The sequence below is a fragment of the Stagnihabitans sp. genome (assembly GCF_964946895.1).
Genome location: NZ_CBBQHX010000063.1, coordinates 1 through 14,712, shown reverse-complemented (window position 1 = coordinate 14,712; position 14,712 = coordinate 1). Strand labels below are relative to the sequence as shown.

Annotated in this window: 11 protein-coding genes; 4 read left to right on the top strand and 7 right to left on the bottom strand. The window is 64.2% G+C overall.

From position 1 onward, the window contains the following. The first annotated feature begins 312 nt into the window (after nucleotides 1-312). The 3 genes from AC1Y2B_RS22175 to AC1Y2B_RS22165 are packed head-to-tail and all read left to right on the top strand — an operon-like array spanning nucleotide 313 to nucleotide 4,041. Nucleotides 313-1,440 carry a fumarylacetoacetate hydrolase family protein gene (locus AC1Y2B_RS22175; RefSeq protein WP_482255311.1) on the top strand — a complete coding sequence of 376 codons (1,128 nt, stop codon included), beginning with the start codon at nucleotides 313-315 and terminating at the stop codon, nucleotides 1,438-1,440. A gap of 4 nt (nucleotides 1,441-1,444) precedes the next feature. Then, a complete protein-coding gene (locus AC1Y2B_RS22170) occupies nucleotides 1,445-2,038 on the top strand; it encodes a TetR family transcriptional regulator C-terminal domain-containing protein (protein ID WP_482255310.1) in 594 nt (197 codons plus the stop codon). Beyond that, complete coding sequence (locus tag AC1Y2B_RS22165) at nucleotides 2,035-4,041, top strand: CocE/NonD family hydrolase (protein ID WP_482255309.1); 2,007 nt, start codon at nucleotides 2,035-2,037, stop codon at nucleotides 4,039-4,041. The genes AC1Y2B_RS22170 and AC1Y2B_RS22165 overlap by 4 nt, the downstream gene beginning before the upstream one ends. Nucleotides 4,042-4,246: 205 nt before the next feature. On the opposite strand, the gene AC1Y2B_RS22160 is transcribed toward AC1Y2B_RS22165, so the two are convergent. From AC1Y2B_RS22160 to melA (AC1Y2B_RS22145), 4 genes are all read right to left on the bottom strand, one after another. Further along, entirely contained in the window at nucleotides 4,247-5,797 is a 1,551-nt protein-coding gene (locus AC1Y2B_RS22160) for a DHA2 family efflux MFS transporter permease subunit (protein WP_482255308.1), read from the bottom strand. A gap of 1 nt (nucleotide 5,798) precedes the next feature. Then, nucleotides 5,799-6,908, bottom strand: coding sequence for an HlyD family secretion protein (locus AC1Y2B_RS22155; RefSeq protein WP_482255307.1), 1,110 nt, complete (start codon nucleotides 6,906-6,908; stop codon nucleotides 5,799-5,801). Then, nucleotides 6,905-7,357 carry a MarR family winged helix-turn-helix transcriptional regulator gene (locus tag AC1Y2B_RS22150; protein ID WP_482255306.1) on the bottom strand — a complete coding sequence of 151 codons (453 nt, stop codon included), beginning with the start codon at nucleotides 7,355-7,357 and terminating at the stop codon, nucleotides 6,905-6,907. Before AC1Y2B_RS22150 ends, AC1Y2B_RS22155 begins: the two co-directional genes overlap by 4 nt. Before the next feature lie 427 nt (nucleotides 7,358-7,784). Then, entirely contained in the window at nucleotides 7,785-9,278 is a 1,494-nt protein-coding gene (melA, locus tag AC1Y2B_RS22145) for an alpha-galactosidase (protein ID WP_482255305.1), read from the bottom strand. 103 nt (nucleotides 9,279-9,381) lie between these two features. Here melA (AC1Y2B_RS22145) and AC1Y2B_RS22140 point away from each other — a divergent pair, with 103 nt between their 5' ends. Beyond that, nucleotides 9,382-10,242 (top strand): AraC family transcriptional regulator, encoded by an 861-nt coding sequence (locus AC1Y2B_RS22140; protein ID WP_482255304.1) that lies wholly within the window; start codon nucleotides 9,382-9,384, stop codon nucleotides 10,240-10,242. A gap of 208 nt (nucleotides 10,243-10,450) precedes the next feature. On the opposite strand, the gene AC1Y2B_RS22135 is transcribed toward AC1Y2B_RS22140, so the two are convergent. The 3 genes from AC1Y2B_RS22135 to AC1Y2B_RS22125 all read right to left on the bottom strand — a co-directional run. Then, nucleotides 10,451-11,932, bottom strand: coding sequence for a tryptophan halogenase family protein (locus AC1Y2B_RS22135; RefSeq protein WP_482255303.1), 1,482 nt, complete (start codon nucleotides 11,930-11,932; stop codon nucleotides 10,451-10,453). Nucleotides 11,933-12,028: 96 nt separating this feature from the next. Further along, nucleotides 12,029-13,396, bottom strand: a complete 1,368-nt coding sequence (gene melA / locus AC1Y2B_RS22130) for an alpha-galactosidase (RefSeq protein ID WP_482255302.1) — start codon at nucleotides 13,394-13,396, stop codon at nucleotides 12,029-12,031. A gap of 56 nt (nucleotides 13,397-13,452) precedes the next feature. Beyond that, nucleotides 13,453-14,712: alpha-galactosidase (locus tag AC1Y2B_RS22125; protein ID WP_482255301.1), on the bottom strand; the 1,260-nt coding region annotated here is incomplete at its 5' end.

Sequence of the window (14,712 nt, the reverse complement as noted above, 5' to 3'; positions counted from 1 at the left end):
TCTCTGCCCCCTTTCATACTTGTACAAATATCCCCGGGTGGGTCCGGGAGGGCAGGCGGCCCTCCCGGCCTTGATGCAGCAGACCACCGCCCCGATTCGGATCCTGCCTCAACGCCAAGCCCGCGCGCCCTGCCGTTCCAAGGGCCTGTCGTAAAACCTTCGGCCAAACCCCGCACAGCCTGCGGCCCAAAACCGCGCCAGATCAAACCCTTACCCCACACAACGCCCGCCATTCGCCCCAAGGCCGACGCGCATTCCCCCTTCCCCCCGCGCGCCCCTCCCCCTAGCCTGCCCGCAACACAGGAGCGCCCCATGACCCCCACAGGAACCTACGTCACCCGAGTCTGGCTCAAGGGCATCGGCCCTGCCCTCGCCCATCTGCGCGGCGACACGCTCTATGACATCACCTCCAAGGCCGTGCCCACGATGCGCGATCTTCTGGAGCTTCCCGACATCGCGGGCCATCTGGCTTCGGTAGAAGCCCGTGAAATCGGACCCTTGGCCGGGCTTTCTGCCCTGACCGAACCCGGCGCCCACGACACCCGCCTCCTCTCCCCCGCCGATCTGCAGGCGATCAAGGCCTGCGGCGTCACCTTCGCCCGCTCGATGATCGAACGCGTGATCGAGGAACGCGCCGCCGGCGACGCCTCCCGCGCTGCCGCCATCCGCGCCCGCATCGCCGAGACGATCGGCACCAGCCTGCGCAACCTGCGCCCCGGCTCGCCCGAAGCGGCAGAGGTCAAGCGCCTCCTGATCGCCGAGGGCCTCTGGTCGCAGTATCTTGAGGTGGGCATCGGCCCCGATGCCGAGGTTTTCACCAAGGCCCCGCCGATGGCCTCGGTCGGCCAAGGCGCCTCCATCGGCCTGCATCCGATCTCGAAATGGAACAACCCCGAACCCGAGGTCGTGCTGGCGGTGAACTCCATGGGCGAAATCCGCGGCGCCACCCTTGGCAATGACGTCAACCTGCGCGATGTCGAGGGCCGCTCGGCGCTTCTTCTCGGCAAGGCCAAGGACAACAACGCCTCTGCGGCCATAGGCCCCATGGTCCGCCTGTTTGACGAGAGTTTTTCGCTGGACGATGTGCGCAGCCTGACCCTGACCCTCACCGTTCGCGGCACCGATGGCTTCACCCTCGAAGGCCGCTCCTCCATGGCCGAAATCAGCCGGGACCCGGCCGATCTTGTGGCACAAACCATTGGCAAACATCACCAATATCCCGATGGCTTCTTCCTTTACTGCGGCACCATGTTCTCCCCCATCCAGGACCGCGACGGCCCCGGCCAAGGCTTCACCCACCACTTGGGCGACGTCGTCACCATCGCCACCCCCGCCTTGGGCCAGCTTTCCAACACCATCCGCCTCTCGACCGAGGCGCCGCCCTGGACCTTCGGCACCGCCGCCCTGATGCGCAACCTCGCAGACCGCGGCTACCTCTGACCACATGCCCAAGCCCGCCCCCCGCTTCACCCGCCTGACCGCCGCCGATCGCCGCACCGCGTTGATCGAAGCGGCGGTCGCGGCCATGGCCGAGGGCGGCATCGCGGCCTTCACCGTCGATCAGGTCTCCAGACGGGCTGGCGTGTCGCGCGGGCTGATCACCCACCATTTCGGTGGCATGTCCGGCCTTCTGGCCGCCACCTACGCCCATCTTTACGCGCAGGTCCTGCCCAGCCCGGACTCGCTGGCACCCGGCGCCGCGCGCCTTGACGCCCTGCTCGACACGCTCTTTGCCCCGCAGTTCTTCAACCGGCCCGCCCTGAACCTGTGGCTGACCATGTGGGGCGCCATCGCCAACTCGCCCGAGCTGACGGCAGAGCATCGCCGCCAATATGCCAATTACAGCGCCATGGTGGCCCAGATCATCGCCGAACGCCTTGCGCCGGGCAGAACGGGCGCCACCGCCTTGGCCCGCAGCTTCATCAGCCTTGTTGATGGCCTGTCGCTGCAACACTGCATCGACCCGCCCTCGATGCCGGCAAATCTGGCCCGGCAAGCCTGCCTTGATTTCCTCCTGCCCCACATAGGCCCGCCATGACCGAACGCAGCAACTTCCCCGTCCCGGTCAGCGTCATCGAAAGCCTGCCCATCCCCCTGCCCGATGGCACGATCCTGTCGGCCAAAGCCTGGCTGCCCGCGGGCGCAGGCCCGGTCCCCGCCGTGCTGGAATACCTGCCCTACCGCAAACGCGACGGCACCCGCACCCGCGACCAAGGCCTGCACATGTATATCGCAGGCCACGGCTACGCCTGCATAAGGCTCGACATCAGGGGCATGGGCGACAGCGAAGGCCTCCTGACCGACGAATATACCCGTACGGAACAGCAAGACGGCGTCGATGCGATTGCCTGGATCGCAGCACAAGACTGGTGCGACGGCCAAGTCTCGATGATCGGGATTTCCTGGGGCGGTTTCAACGGCTTGCAGATCGCCGCCCTGCAACCGCCCGCACTGAGGACGGTGATCACCCTCGGCTCCACCGACGACCGCTACGCCACGGATGTCCACTACATCGGCGGCTGCCTGTCGAAAGACAACGTCGATTGGTCCGCCACCATGATGGCGCAAAACGACCTGCCGCCCGACCCCGAGATCGTGGGCCCACAGTGGCGGCAGATGTGGCTCGACCGCATCGAAGCCAACGCGCCCTGGTCGCATATCTGGATGGCCCACCAACGCCGCGACGCCTATTGGCAGCAAGGCTCGATCTGCCAAGACTTCTCGGCGATCAAGGTGCCGGTCTATGCCGTCTCCGGTTGGGCCGACAACTACTCCGAGGCGGTCCCCCGCCTGTTGGCCGGCCTCACCTGCCCCCGCCTCGGCCTGATCGGCCCCTGGGCGCACAGCTTCCCCCACGACGTGACCGTTGGCCCCGCCATCGGCTGGCTGCAGGAATGCCTGCGCTGGCTGGACCATTGGTGCAAGGGCCGGCCCACCGGAATCATGGACGAACCCATGCTGCGCGTCTGGATGCAGGACCCGGCGCCGCCGCAAACCTGCTACACCACCCGCAGCGGGCGCTGGGTCGGCGAGGCACATTGGCCCTCGCCCCGCATCACGCCGCGCATCCTGCACCCGGGCCCGACGCTTGGCCCAAATCCCAGCCCGGGCGAGGCGACGATCTGCTCGCCCCTTTGGGTCGGACGCGGCGCGGGTGAGATCGGCCGCTATGGCGAAGAGGCGGACTGGCCGGGCGACCAGCGCGAAGATGACGGAGGCTCCTGCGTCTGGCACAGCCAACCCCTTGACCAGACTTTCGAAATCCTCGGCGCACCGCGCCTGACGCTGCGCTTCAAAAGCGACCAACCCCAGGCGCTGGTGGCCGTGCGGCTGTCCGAGGTGACGCCAGACGGGGCCGCCACCCGCGTCAGCCTGGGCCTGTTGAACCTGACCCACCGCTTCAGCCACGAACGGCCGGTGGCGCTGGTGCCGGGGGAATGGACCACAGCCGAGGTCGCGCTGGACGACATCGCCCACAGCTTCGCGCCCGGCAACCGGATCGCGCTGTCGGTCTCGACCACCTATTGGCCCATCGCCTGGCCCTCGCCGGTTCTGGCGACGCTGACGCTGGATCTGGCGTCCTGCGCCCTGACCCTGCCGCACCGCCCGCCGCACCCCGGGGACGCCACCCTGCGCCCCTTCGACCCGCCCGAAGCCGCGCCCAACACCCCGGTGATCTGGCACCCGACCCCGCCGAAAAGCCCGCGCAAGATCACGCAGGACCTGCTCAGCGGCCGCACCACCGTCGATTTCCCGCGCTGGACCTATGACTGCGAGATGACCGACATCGCCCAGCGCGTCACCTCCGAAGGCTTCGCCCGGTTCGAGATTACCGGCAACGACCCGCTCTCGGCCGCCACCGAATGCGGCTACAAGGTCACCCTGCACCGCGCCGACGTCGTGGCCGGCCACGCCAGCGGCACGCGGATGACCTGCGATGCCACGCAGTTTCACCTGACGACCTGGCTGGAGGTGACTGAAAACGGCACAGCCCTGTTCCGCCGCGACTGGCACCAAAGCTTCCCGCGCGACCACCTGTGACCCAATAGAGCGCTGACGCGCAAGATTTTTATCTCGCCTCTGGCGCAAGCGCCAACCGGCTCGGACGTGCCTCCGGCGGGAGTATTTGGACAAGGAGCAATGGATCAAAGGCAAGTGCTGCCCTTGCCCTTCGCCTTCTGCAAATATCCCCGGGAGGGTCTGGGAGGGCAGGCAGCCCTCCCAGCCTTGGCCCAGCAGACCGCCCTCAGTCGGCGTGCGCGGCGATCGGCGCGCCGCGCTGCGCCATCATCTTGGGCTTGGACAGGATCATCGCCAGCGGAATCGCCGCCAAGGTCACGATCATCATCAGCTTGAAGTCGTCGATATAGGCGATCATCGAGGCCTGAATGTTCACCAACCCGTCCAGCTGGCTCAAGGCCGTGATATTTCCGGCCACCGCCGCCGGCGAGACCTGTTGCAGCACCGGGTTGAACGGGTTGATCGCCGCGCCAAGCTCGACATGGTTGGTCTGGATGTTCCGCGTCAGCATCACCGACACGATGGAAATCCCGATCGAAGACCCGATGTTGCGCACCAGCGAGAACAGGCTGGTGGCATCGGCGCGGTATTTCGCGTCGATGGTGGAAAAGGCGATGGTCGACAGTGGCACAAACACCAGCCCCAACCCCAGCCCCTGCAGCACGCCGGTCCAGATCACTGGACCGGACCCCATCTGCGGCGAGAAATCGGTCATGAACCACAACGAAGCCGCCGTCATCAAAAGCCCCAGGATCACCAGCAGCCGGTTGTCCACCGTGCGCACCAGCTTGCCCACCAGGATCATCGAGATCATCGTCCCCACCCCGCGCGGCCCCATCACCAGACCCGTCGTGATCACCGGATAGCCGAAGATCCGGCTCAGCATCGGCGGCAGCAGGGCCAGCGAGGCCAGAAGGATGATCCCGATGATGAAGATGAAGATCAGCCCGATGCGGAAGTTGCGGTCCCTGAACATGCCGGGTTCCAGGAAGGGCAGATCGGCGCCGTTGATGTGTATCACGAAGACCCAGAAGCCGGTGGCGGCCAAGGCGGTGTAGATCCAGATTTCCTCAGAGGCGAACCAGTCCAGCTCGCCCCCCCGGTCCAGGATCATCTGCAAGGCGCCGATGCCCATCGACAGCATGGCAAAGCCGAAGAAATCAAAGCGGCGCTGGCGGATGATCGACCTTGGCAGATAGGCCACGCAGCCCAGAACCGCCACGATGCCCACCGGCAGGTTGATCAGGAACACCCAGCGCCAGTTGTAGCTTTCGGTCAGCCAGCCCCCCAGGGTCGGCCCGATGATCGGGCCCACCATGATGCCGGCCCCCCACATCGCCATGGCCGATCCGGCCTTCTCCCGCGGGTTGATGTCCAGAAGGAAGGTCTGGCTCAACGGCACGATGGCCGCCCCGAAGATGCCCTGCACCAGACGGAACAGCACCATCGCCTGCAGGTTCCACGCAATCCCGCACATCAGCGAGGCGGCGACAAATCCGACGATCGACACCAGAAACAGCTCGCGCTTGCCGATCCGGTCGGCCAGCCAGCCGGTGACCGGGGTCATGATGGCCGCCGCCACGATATAGCTGGTCAGCACCCAGGTGATGGTGTCCTGACTTGCGCCAAGATCCCCCGTCATCGAGGGCAAGGCCACATTGGCAATCGTGGTGTCCAGCACCTGCATGATCGTCGCCAGCATGATCATCACGGTGATCAGCCCGCGGTTGGGATATTCCCCGTTCGGCCCGAACGGGGTGGGGGCTTGCGCGTTCATCTCACTTGCCCGTCAGGATCGGCGGCACCAGATCGCTCCACGACCGGGTCATCGCGGTGTCAACCGAGACCGAGGCGCTCATCCCCGACACCACGTTGTCGCCGAACCTGTCGCAAATCACCCGCACCGGAACCCGCTGCGTGACCTTGACCCAGTTGCCCGTCGCATTCTGCGCCGGAAGCAACGAAAATTCCGATCCGGTGCCGGCGCCAATCGCATCCACCTTGCAGGCGAACTTGACCGAAGGCGCCACATCGAACACCACCTCGGCCGGCTCGCCCGCCGTGATATGGGTCAGCTGGGTTTCCTTGAAATTCGCCTCGACCCAGGTCTCGCCGGTCGGCAGAAAGGCGAACAGCGCCACCCCCGCCGTCAGGAACTGGCCCGGCTTGAACGAGGTCGCCTGATAGACCATGCCATCGGCCGGGGCCTTCACCTCGGTCAGCGACAGCTTGTAGGCCGCCTGATCGCGCTGCGCCAAGGCCGCCTGCACCGCGGGATGGTTGTCCGTCGCCACCTCGGCATCGCCGCCCAGCGAAATCAGCGCGTTGGCGACCGACACCTTGGCCACGGCCGCGGTTTCCTGCGCCCGGCGGGCGTTGTTGCGGGCGTCATCCAGGTCAGACCCGGTGCCGACACCCTTGGCCGACAGGGCCTGCTGCTTGGCAAACTGATCGGCCTGATAGGCCGCATCATCCTCGGCGATCTTCTCTTGCGCCAAGGCCGCCTGATAGGCGCCCTTCAACTGCTCCACCTGCAGCCGCGCCGCATCGACCGCGATATTGGCCTGCGCCAGCGCCAGCTTGTAGGGCTCGGGATCGACGGTGAACATCACCGCGTCCTTCTTGACCACCTGGCCATCCGTCACATTCACCGCCACCAGCCGCCCCGACAGATCCGACGCGATCGAGATGCGCGCCTGATGGAAATAGGCGTTGTCGGTCGATTCGAAGCGCCCGCCGTTCACCCAATAGACCCCGGCCCCCAGCACGATCAGCACCGGCAGCGAGATCATCAGCAGGCGGCGGCGGTTCTTCGGCTTGGCCTTGACCACCACATCGCCGCCTCCCATCATGTCAGCGGCCGTCTTGGGTTGGGATTGCGCGTTCATGGGGTGTCTTTCTGGCCGATCTCCTCGGCCTTGGCGAGATTGGTGACAATGGTTCCCAAAGCCAGCAAAAGCTGGGCGTGCTGCTCGGGGGTGATCCCGACCAGCGCCTCGGCATAGACCTCGTCGGCAACGGGTTTGAAGTTTTCAAAGGCGTCCAAGGCCTTGGGCGTCGGAAACACCAGACGGACGCGGCGATCCCTCGGGTCATGCCCGCGCGTGACCCAGCCCATCGCCTCCATCCGGTCCAACAGACGCGAGACAGAGATGGGCTCGATTTCCAGCAAGTCCGCAAAATGCGATTGCGGCGCGCCGCCCTCGGTCTTGCAGACCCGGATCAGCATCCGCCACTGGGCCGAGGTCAAATCATACGCCGCCGCCCGCGCTTCAAAACGCTTGCGCACCGCACGCGCGGCATCATGCAACAACAGGCCAAGGGATCGGGTTTCCATAAGCCTCACATATAATAAGCATGTATAGCATTCAAGCCTGAAAGTGCGGCAAACGCCAAAGCCTCACCCCAATGCCCTGTCCTCCCGACCCAGGGACGACCCCCGCTCCGACGTGCCGCCCGTTCAAACCCGCAGGACAACCACCCTCCCCCGCGTCCCTCCTCCCGTTGCACCCTCAGACAGGCCAAGCCCCCGGCCCGCTCGATCCATGATTTGCCCTGCGGGCCAGCCCACGCGACGGGCTCTGGCACACCCCCTGCCCTTGCTCTTGCTCCTTGCCAAATACTCCACGGAGAGGTCCGGAGAGGTGTGAAACCTCTCCGGCGGCCAGCCACAGCCGCGTCATGTGCCGTCCTGACCCGGACCCGGGGGGTGCGGGGGGCTGGCCCCCCGCTTCCGGCGGCGGCACGCCCCCGCGCCGCAGGCCTCAGCCCATCACCTTGGTGCCCAGTCCATGCCCTTCGGCGGCCTTCTTCTTGGCCGAAGCCTCGCGCAGCACCTCGACCGAGCGCACATCCAGCCGCGCCGCGCCCTTCCAGTCCCGCGTCTTGACCTTGGGGTTCTCCAACCGCTTCTTGGCCTCCGGGATCGCATGGGCATACTGCGGCAGCCAGGCCGCCTGCGCCACCAGCATCTCGTCCACCATCTGCCAGACCTCTTCCGGCGTGCAGATCGCCCCCACCAAGGGGTCATGCAGCACCGACTGCTTCAGCAGTTCCACATCCCCGGTGACCGCCGCCTTCATCCCCATCCGCTGCACGTTGACAGACGCCATGCAGGTCGCCGCACAGGCGTCCGGCAACACCACCCCCTCCACCATGTTGATGCCAAACCGATCGACAAAGCCCGGGCTTTCAATGATGCAATCTTCGGGCAAGTTCTTGATCACCCCGCCATTCTTCACATTGAAATGCCCGCGATAGGTCCGCCCGGTCTCCAGCCCCTCAAGGATGTGCGAGGCATGCTCATCCGTCCGCACATAGTCCGACAACAGCCCACCCGCCTCGTCCAGAAACTTCGGGAAGTCCTCTTCGAACCAGTTCCGGTTTTCCGTGGAATAGCGCAGATACCCCCCCGTCTCGCCATGGATCCACTCATCCATGCTGATCCAGTCCATGATCTGCTCCGGGCGCTTCCTGTACCACGGCAGATACTCGCTCAGATGCCCGTTGCTCTCGGTCGAGTAGAACCCGAAGCGTTTCAACACATCAATCCGCACCTTCTCCTGCTTGGAAAACACCGGATGCGCCTCAAACGCCTGCGTCAGTTCCTCGCGGCTCACCTTCCGCCCATTGTGCCGAATATCCAGATACCATGTCTGGTGGTTGATGCCGGAACAGATGATATCCACCTCCGCCATCGGCACCCCCAAGGCGCGGCTGATCTGCCGGTGCCCGTTCTGCACCCCGTGGCACAGCCCCACCGTATTGACCTTGCCATGATCAATCGCCGCCCAAGTCATCATCGCCATCGGGTTGGCATAGTTCAAAAGCAAGGCCCCCGGCTCACACACCTCCCGGATATCCTTGCAGAATTCCAGCATGGCGTTGATGCCGCGCTGCGCATAAAGGATGCCCCCCGCGCAGATCGTATCTCCCACGCACTGATCCACCCCATACTTCAGCGGGATCGAGATATCCGTCGCAAAGGCCTCCAAGCCCCCGATCCGCACCACATTCATCACATAGCGCGCCCCCTCCAGCGCGCGCCTGCGATCCGTCGTCGCCGTCACCCGCGTCTTCAGCCCGTTCACCGACACAATCCGCCGAATGATCTGCGCGATCATGTCCAGATTATGCGCGTTGATGTCGGTGAGTGCTATCTCGATATCCTCGAACTCCGGCACCTTCAGAATGTCCTGACACAGCTTCTTGGTGAACCCGACAGAGCCCGCCCCGATGATGGTGATCTTGAACGCCATGCAATCCTCCCCTGCGACCCGAAGGCCCGCTGTTCCTGCCGAAATTTCTAGCCCCCGATGCCAAACCGATATAGAGAAATCTTGTGCCTTCATGGGTAATTTCATGCTGTCAAACCTGCTCTCCCACGGCCACGACATCCGCCACCTGCCCCGCCCGAAAGAGCCCGCCCCCCTGCACTGCATGGCCGCTTCCGCCGGATACGAACAGCGCAAGAACGAAATCTACGCGTGGGACGGTCTCAAGCGCGGCACCTCCCCTTTCCTCGTGATCCAGCACACCACGGTGGGCGAGGGCCGCCTTGACTACGCAGGCACCCACTACCGCCTGACACCGGGTCAAACCATGCTGGTGACCATGCCGCACGCCCACCGCTACTGGCTCGACCGCGGCGGCCATTGGGAATATTTCTGGGCCGTCCTCCACGGGCGCGAGGCGCTGCGCCTCGCCCGTGAAATCCTTGATGCCGCAGGCCCCGTCCTTACCCCTGACGCCCAACAAACAGACCGCCTCGCAGCATCCGTCCACGCCCTCATCACCGCCAAACTCACCCCCGGAGAGGCCTCTACCGCCGCCTACACCGCCCTGTCAGCCCTGCACGACGCCGCCTTCGCCACAAGACCCGCCGACAAACCCCTCCCCGCCCCCCTGACCCGCGTGACCGACTTCATCGAAGCCAACCTCGCTGCCCCCCTCCCCGTGGACCGTCTCGCCGCCATCGCCAACCTCTCCCGCGCCCACTTCGTCCGCCAATTCACCACAGCCCTTGGCCTGCCGCCCTCCGATTACGTGCTGACCCGCCGCCTCGAACGCATCGAACGCCTGCTTCTGGCCACCGAACTGAAAATCTCCGAAATCGCCGCCGCCACCGGCTTCAACGACGCCAACTACCTCGCCAAAGCCTTCCGCAAACACCGAAGGCTCTCCCCCCTCGAATTCCGCGCCACCAGACTGGAGTCCAACTGAGGAGGGCGGGGTCAACCCCGCCGCGCCCGCCCCACCGAACGTTGCGTTAACCACCCCCCTCGGGGCGGTCTGTACCTACAAAAGAACGACGCAAAACACACGGAAAACATACGCAAAACATACGGCCCTAACCCCCTGATTTGCCAAGTTAACCTTTGAAATCCGCCCCGATTCGCAACGCTGCGCGCTGCCCCGGTTAACGTTTCCGTCACGCCGCCAAAGACTGCAGCCAGGCCCGATGCGGCAGGCACTGCGCCGCCGCCTTGGAATACTCCGCCACCAACCCGCCATGCACCGCCCGCGCCTTGTCCCGCAAGGCTGGGTTCTTGGCCATGACGTCGCGCGCCGCGCCTTGGCTCAAATGCCCTAACCCATTCAGAACAGGGATATAAAGCTGCCCCTGCAAATGCGGCAGCCCCAGCGGAAAGGGCTCGAAATCGCCTGCTTCGGGCAGTCGTGTCTGCCACAACGCCAGCCTGTCGCGCACAAAGTCCGGGTGCGATGCCGCCACATCCTGCCAAAACGCCGAATCCCGCCGCTCGGTCACATAGTGAAACCGGATAAAGTCCCTGAAATCATCCACTTGCCGCGCCACAGCCGCATTATACTTCCCCCGCCCCGCAGGGTCCGCCAACCAGTCTGACAGCATCAGCAACTGCACGATCGTGCCGTGGATCGAGGTCGCCTCCAATGGCTCCAGAAAACTCGACGACAGCCCCAAAGCCACGCAGTTGCCAACCCAGGCCTCCTTCTGCCGTCCAGACAGAATTTTGATGTCATTCCGGGGACTTATCGTATGCCCCAAGGCCGCCTCCACCTCGCGTTTCGCCTCCTCCGGGGTGGTATGGGCATCCGAATACACATAGCCCATCCCATAGCGATCCTGCGTCGGGATCTGCCAGATCCAGCCGTTCTTCTGGGCCCAGGCCGTGGTGCAAGGCGCAATCTCCTCACCCGGCTTCAGATCCACCCAAAACGGCATCGCCCGATTGACCGGCAACATGCCATTATAGCTGATCCATGCGCCGCCCAACTGGGAGATCACCTGCCTCCGAAAGCCGGTGCAGTCGAGGAAAAAGTCCCCCTCCACCCGCGCGCCACTCTCCAGAACCAGCGCCGAAATCCCGGCCCCGCCGGTCTCGACCCCGGTGACCTGATCATCGATAACATTGATTCCCTTCGACTTTTTGCGCAGCCAAGCCCCCGCCAACGACTGGTCAAAGTGGAAGGCGTGATGATAGGGCCCGGCCGGAATGACCCGGCCCTGTGCCAAAGCCACCGGCGCGCGGTTCTTGTTCAAAAGGTGCTGGAACAGATGCGCCTCCCCCACCGATCGCCCCGCCGCCACCGCATAAGTGTCCAACGGCACCCCCGGAGAGACCAGCGCCGGGTCATCAATTGGCCCATCATAGGAATGCCCCACCCGCCGCCAATCGCGGTGCCGGATGCCATATTTGATGGTCGCCCCGGTGTCGCGCAGGAACTCTTCCTCGCTCAACTTGAAATGCTTCAGCATCTGCCGAAACACCGCCGTCGAGCCCTCGCCCACCCCAATCGTCCCGATCTTGGAGCTTTCCACCACCGTCACCCGGCTGCCCCAGCCCTTGCGGGCCGCGACATCCGACAACATCATGGCCGCCAGCCACCCCGCAGTCCCACCCCCAACGATGACGATAGACTTCGGCAGCATAGGCAACTCCTTGTAATTTATATAAAATCTTGCGCCTTTCATACTTGCGCAAATATCCCACGGGGGTGCGGGGGTGTGAAACCTCCGCTTGTGCCCTCAGGCCACTTTCGCGGACCTTACCCGTGCCCATTCCGGCAGCCAGTCGCCATGCGCCACCAAAAGGTCATGGGTCAAGTCCCAGATCTGCTGCAGGTCCAGTTCCGCCCCGGTGTGGGGGTCCAGCATGGCGGCGTGGTAGATATGCTCGGGGTTCTCGGTCAGCAAAGCTTGCACCGTCAGGTCCTGCACGTTGATGTTGGTCCGCATCAGGGCAATCAGTTGCGGCGGAATGTCATGCACAACAGTGGGTTGCAGGCCCATGTGGTCGACCAGCGTCGGCACTTCCACCGCACAACCCTCGGGCAATTGCGGAATGTAGCCGCGGTTGCCGTGGTTGCCATAGATCACCGAAGGCTCTCCGGTGACGACCGAGTTCACGATCTGGCTGGCATATTCGTGGCTTTCCTTGACCTCGACCGTATTGGCCTCTTTCAAGGACGCCGCTTCTTTCTTCCAGCGGGCGATCTGCTCGATGCAACGCTTGGGGTATTCGTCCAGCGGAATGCCGAATTTCTCAATCAGATCAGGCCGATCGCGCTTGATGAACCAGGGCGTGTATTCCGCAAAATGCTCGCTGCTTTCGGTCACGAAATACCCCAGCCGGGTCAGCATCTCATAGCGCACCTTGTTGGGGCAGCGCGGGTTCCAGTGGCTGGGTTTGGGGAAACGGCCTTCGCGGTAGCCCTTGATCAGGTCGGGGTAAAGGTTCTTGTAGGACCCATCCGCCTGACGATGTTCGAAGGTCATGTAGAAGGCCATGTGGTTGATGCCACCGGCGCGGTAGCGGATCTCCTCGACCGGAATGTCCAGATCGCGGGCCAGTTCGAACGCGGTGCCCTGAACCGAGTGGCAAAGGCCAACTTGGCGGATTTTGGGATATTTCGCCGCAATCGACCAGGTGTTGATCGCCATCGGGTTCACATACTGCATCATGATCGCATTGGGCGCGACCTGCATCATGTCCTCGCAGATGCTCCACAGGGCCGGAACCGTGCGGATGCCGCGCATGATGCCGCCAATGCCCAACGTGTCGGCAATGGTCTGGCGCAGGCCGAACTTCTTGGGGATTTCAAAGTCGGTGATCGTGCAGGGATCATAGCCGCCGACCTGAAAGCAGCACACCACAAAGTCAGTGCCATCAAGGGCTTGGCGTTGGTTGGTGTAGGTCTTGACCGAGGCCTTACCGCCCAGGGTCGCGGCCATCTTGCCGACGATGATCTCGGATTCGCCAAGCCGTTCGGGGTTGATGTCCATCAGCCGGATTTCGGCATTGGCCAGCGCCGGGCGGCTTAGAATGTCGCCCGCGATGTTCTTGGTGAAGACGCTGGAGCCTGCACCGATGAAGGTGACAACAGGTTTTGCCATGGGATTTCCTCAGGTTAGGTTTTCGGTTCGGACGCAGGCGCCCCTGTTCGCAGTTGTCAAAGTCGGGTCCCCTCGATGACCCACATCGTCGCGGGCCAGCCGATGGGCAGCATAAGGCCTTTGCTCATCAGGCTTTGGCCTGACAGGGTCAAAGGTCCGGTCTTGAGCGCCGTCGCCCCGCGCGATTGCGGCGCCTTGTCCTCGGGGTTGCGCAGGGTGACGCGGTAAAACGCATCCGGCTCCAGTCCCGTCAGGCGCAGCGGCTTGGGCAGAATCTGGCGCGACATCTCGGCTTGTCCGACGAAGGTGACAAAACGGTGGCCGTCGGCAGCGATCTGAATCTCGGCCGTCACCGCCGGGTCATCGCAGTCCAGAAGATGGATCGCCCCGGCCATCATCCATTCGCGGTTGGCCTTGTACCAGGCCGTGACCTGCGTCAGCACGGCCTCGTCTTGCGCAGAGATTGCCCGCAGGTCCATCTCGAAGCCCATATGCCGCTGCGCCGCGGTCCAGGCGCGGAAGGCGATGGGCAGGCTGCGGCCTGTGGTGTGCGACTTGAACGCGCCGACATGGCTGCCGGTGACGGCCGATGGCAGGAACAAGGCTGCCGTCTGCTGCATCCTGAGCCGCTCTACCGCGTCAATGCAGTCCGACAGCCACACCCGGCAGGTCTGGGCCAGAATGCCATAGTCGATCCGCCCGCCGCCTGAAGCGCAGCTTTCGATTTCGACCCTCGGATGGGCAGCCCGCAAGCGGGAGAGAAGGTCCAGAATGCCCCTGCCTTGCGCGGCATCCAACACCGGCAGCAGCCGGTTGTGATCCCATTTGACGTAGTCGATGTCATATTCGGTCAGCAGGGCAGAGAGCCTGTCGAAGAGGTAATCGCGCACCTCGATCCGGCCCAGATCCAGAACCAGCTGATGCCGTCCGGTGACCTGACTGGCGGCTCCCAGGATCCAGTCCGGGTGCGCCCGGTACAGGTCGCTGTTTTCATTGACCATTTCCGGCTCGACCCAAAGGCCGAAGGTCATGCCCTGCGCTTTTGCGGCGTCAATCAGCGGCGTCAGGCCTTGGGGCCACTTCTTGCGATCAACGATCCAGTCACCAAGCGAGGTCGTGTCGTCATCGCGGCGGCCGAACCAGCCATCGTCGAGGACAAAGCGCTCGGCCCCGACCCGGGCGGCGCGGGCGGCCATGTCCGACAGGACTGCGAGGTCATGCTTGAAATAGACCGCCTCCCAACAGTTGTAGTGCACCGGGCGCGGGCGGGCGCGGTCGGGCCAGGGCACCAGACGGTCCCGGACATGGGCCTGCAT

What these genes read in the sequence shown, in the direction of transcription:
- AC1Y2B_RS22175 (WP_482255311.1), top strand. Translation starts at nt 313, where the DNA reads ATGACCCCCACAGGAACCTACGTCACCCGAGTCTGGCTCAAGGGCATC.
- AC1Y2B_RS22170 (WP_482255310.1), top strand. Translation starts at nt 1,445, where the DNA reads ATGCCCAAGCCCGCCCCCCGCTTCACCCGCCTGACCGCCGCCGATCGC.
- AC1Y2B_RS22165 (WP_482255309.1), top strand. Translation starts at nt 2,035, where the DNA reads ATGACCGAACGCAGCAACTTCCCCGTCCCGGTCAGCGTCATCGAAAGC.
- AC1Y2B_RS22160 (WP_482255308.1), bottom strand. Translation starts at nt 5,797, where the DNA reads ATGAACGCGCAAGCCCCCACCCCGTTCGGGCCGAACGGGGAATATCCC.
- AC1Y2B_RS22155 (WP_482255307.1), bottom strand. Translation starts at nt 6,908, where the DNA reads ATGAACGCGCAATCCCAACCCAAGACGGCCGCTGACATGATGGGAGGC.
- AC1Y2B_RS22150 (WP_482255306.1), bottom strand. Translation starts at nt 7,357, where the DNA reads ATGGAAACCCGATCCCTTGGCCTGTTGTTGCATGATGCCGCGCGTGCG.
- melA (WP_482255305.1), bottom strand. Translation starts at nt 9,278, where the DNA reads ATGGCGTTCAAGATCACCATCATCGGGGCGGGCTCTGTCGGGTTCACC.
- AC1Y2B_RS22140 (WP_482255304.1), top strand. Translation starts at nt 9,382, where the DNA reads ATGCTGTCAAACCTGCTCTCCCACGGCCACGACATCCGCCACCTGCCC.
- AC1Y2B_RS22135 (WP_482255303.1), bottom strand. Translation starts at nt 11,932, where the DNA reads ATGCTGCCGAAGTCTATCGTCATCGTTGGGGGTGGGACTGCGGGGTGG.
- melA (WP_482255302.1), bottom strand. Translation starts at nt 13,396, where the DNA reads ATGGCAAAACCTGTTGTCACCTTCATCGGTGCAGGCTCCAGCGTCTTC.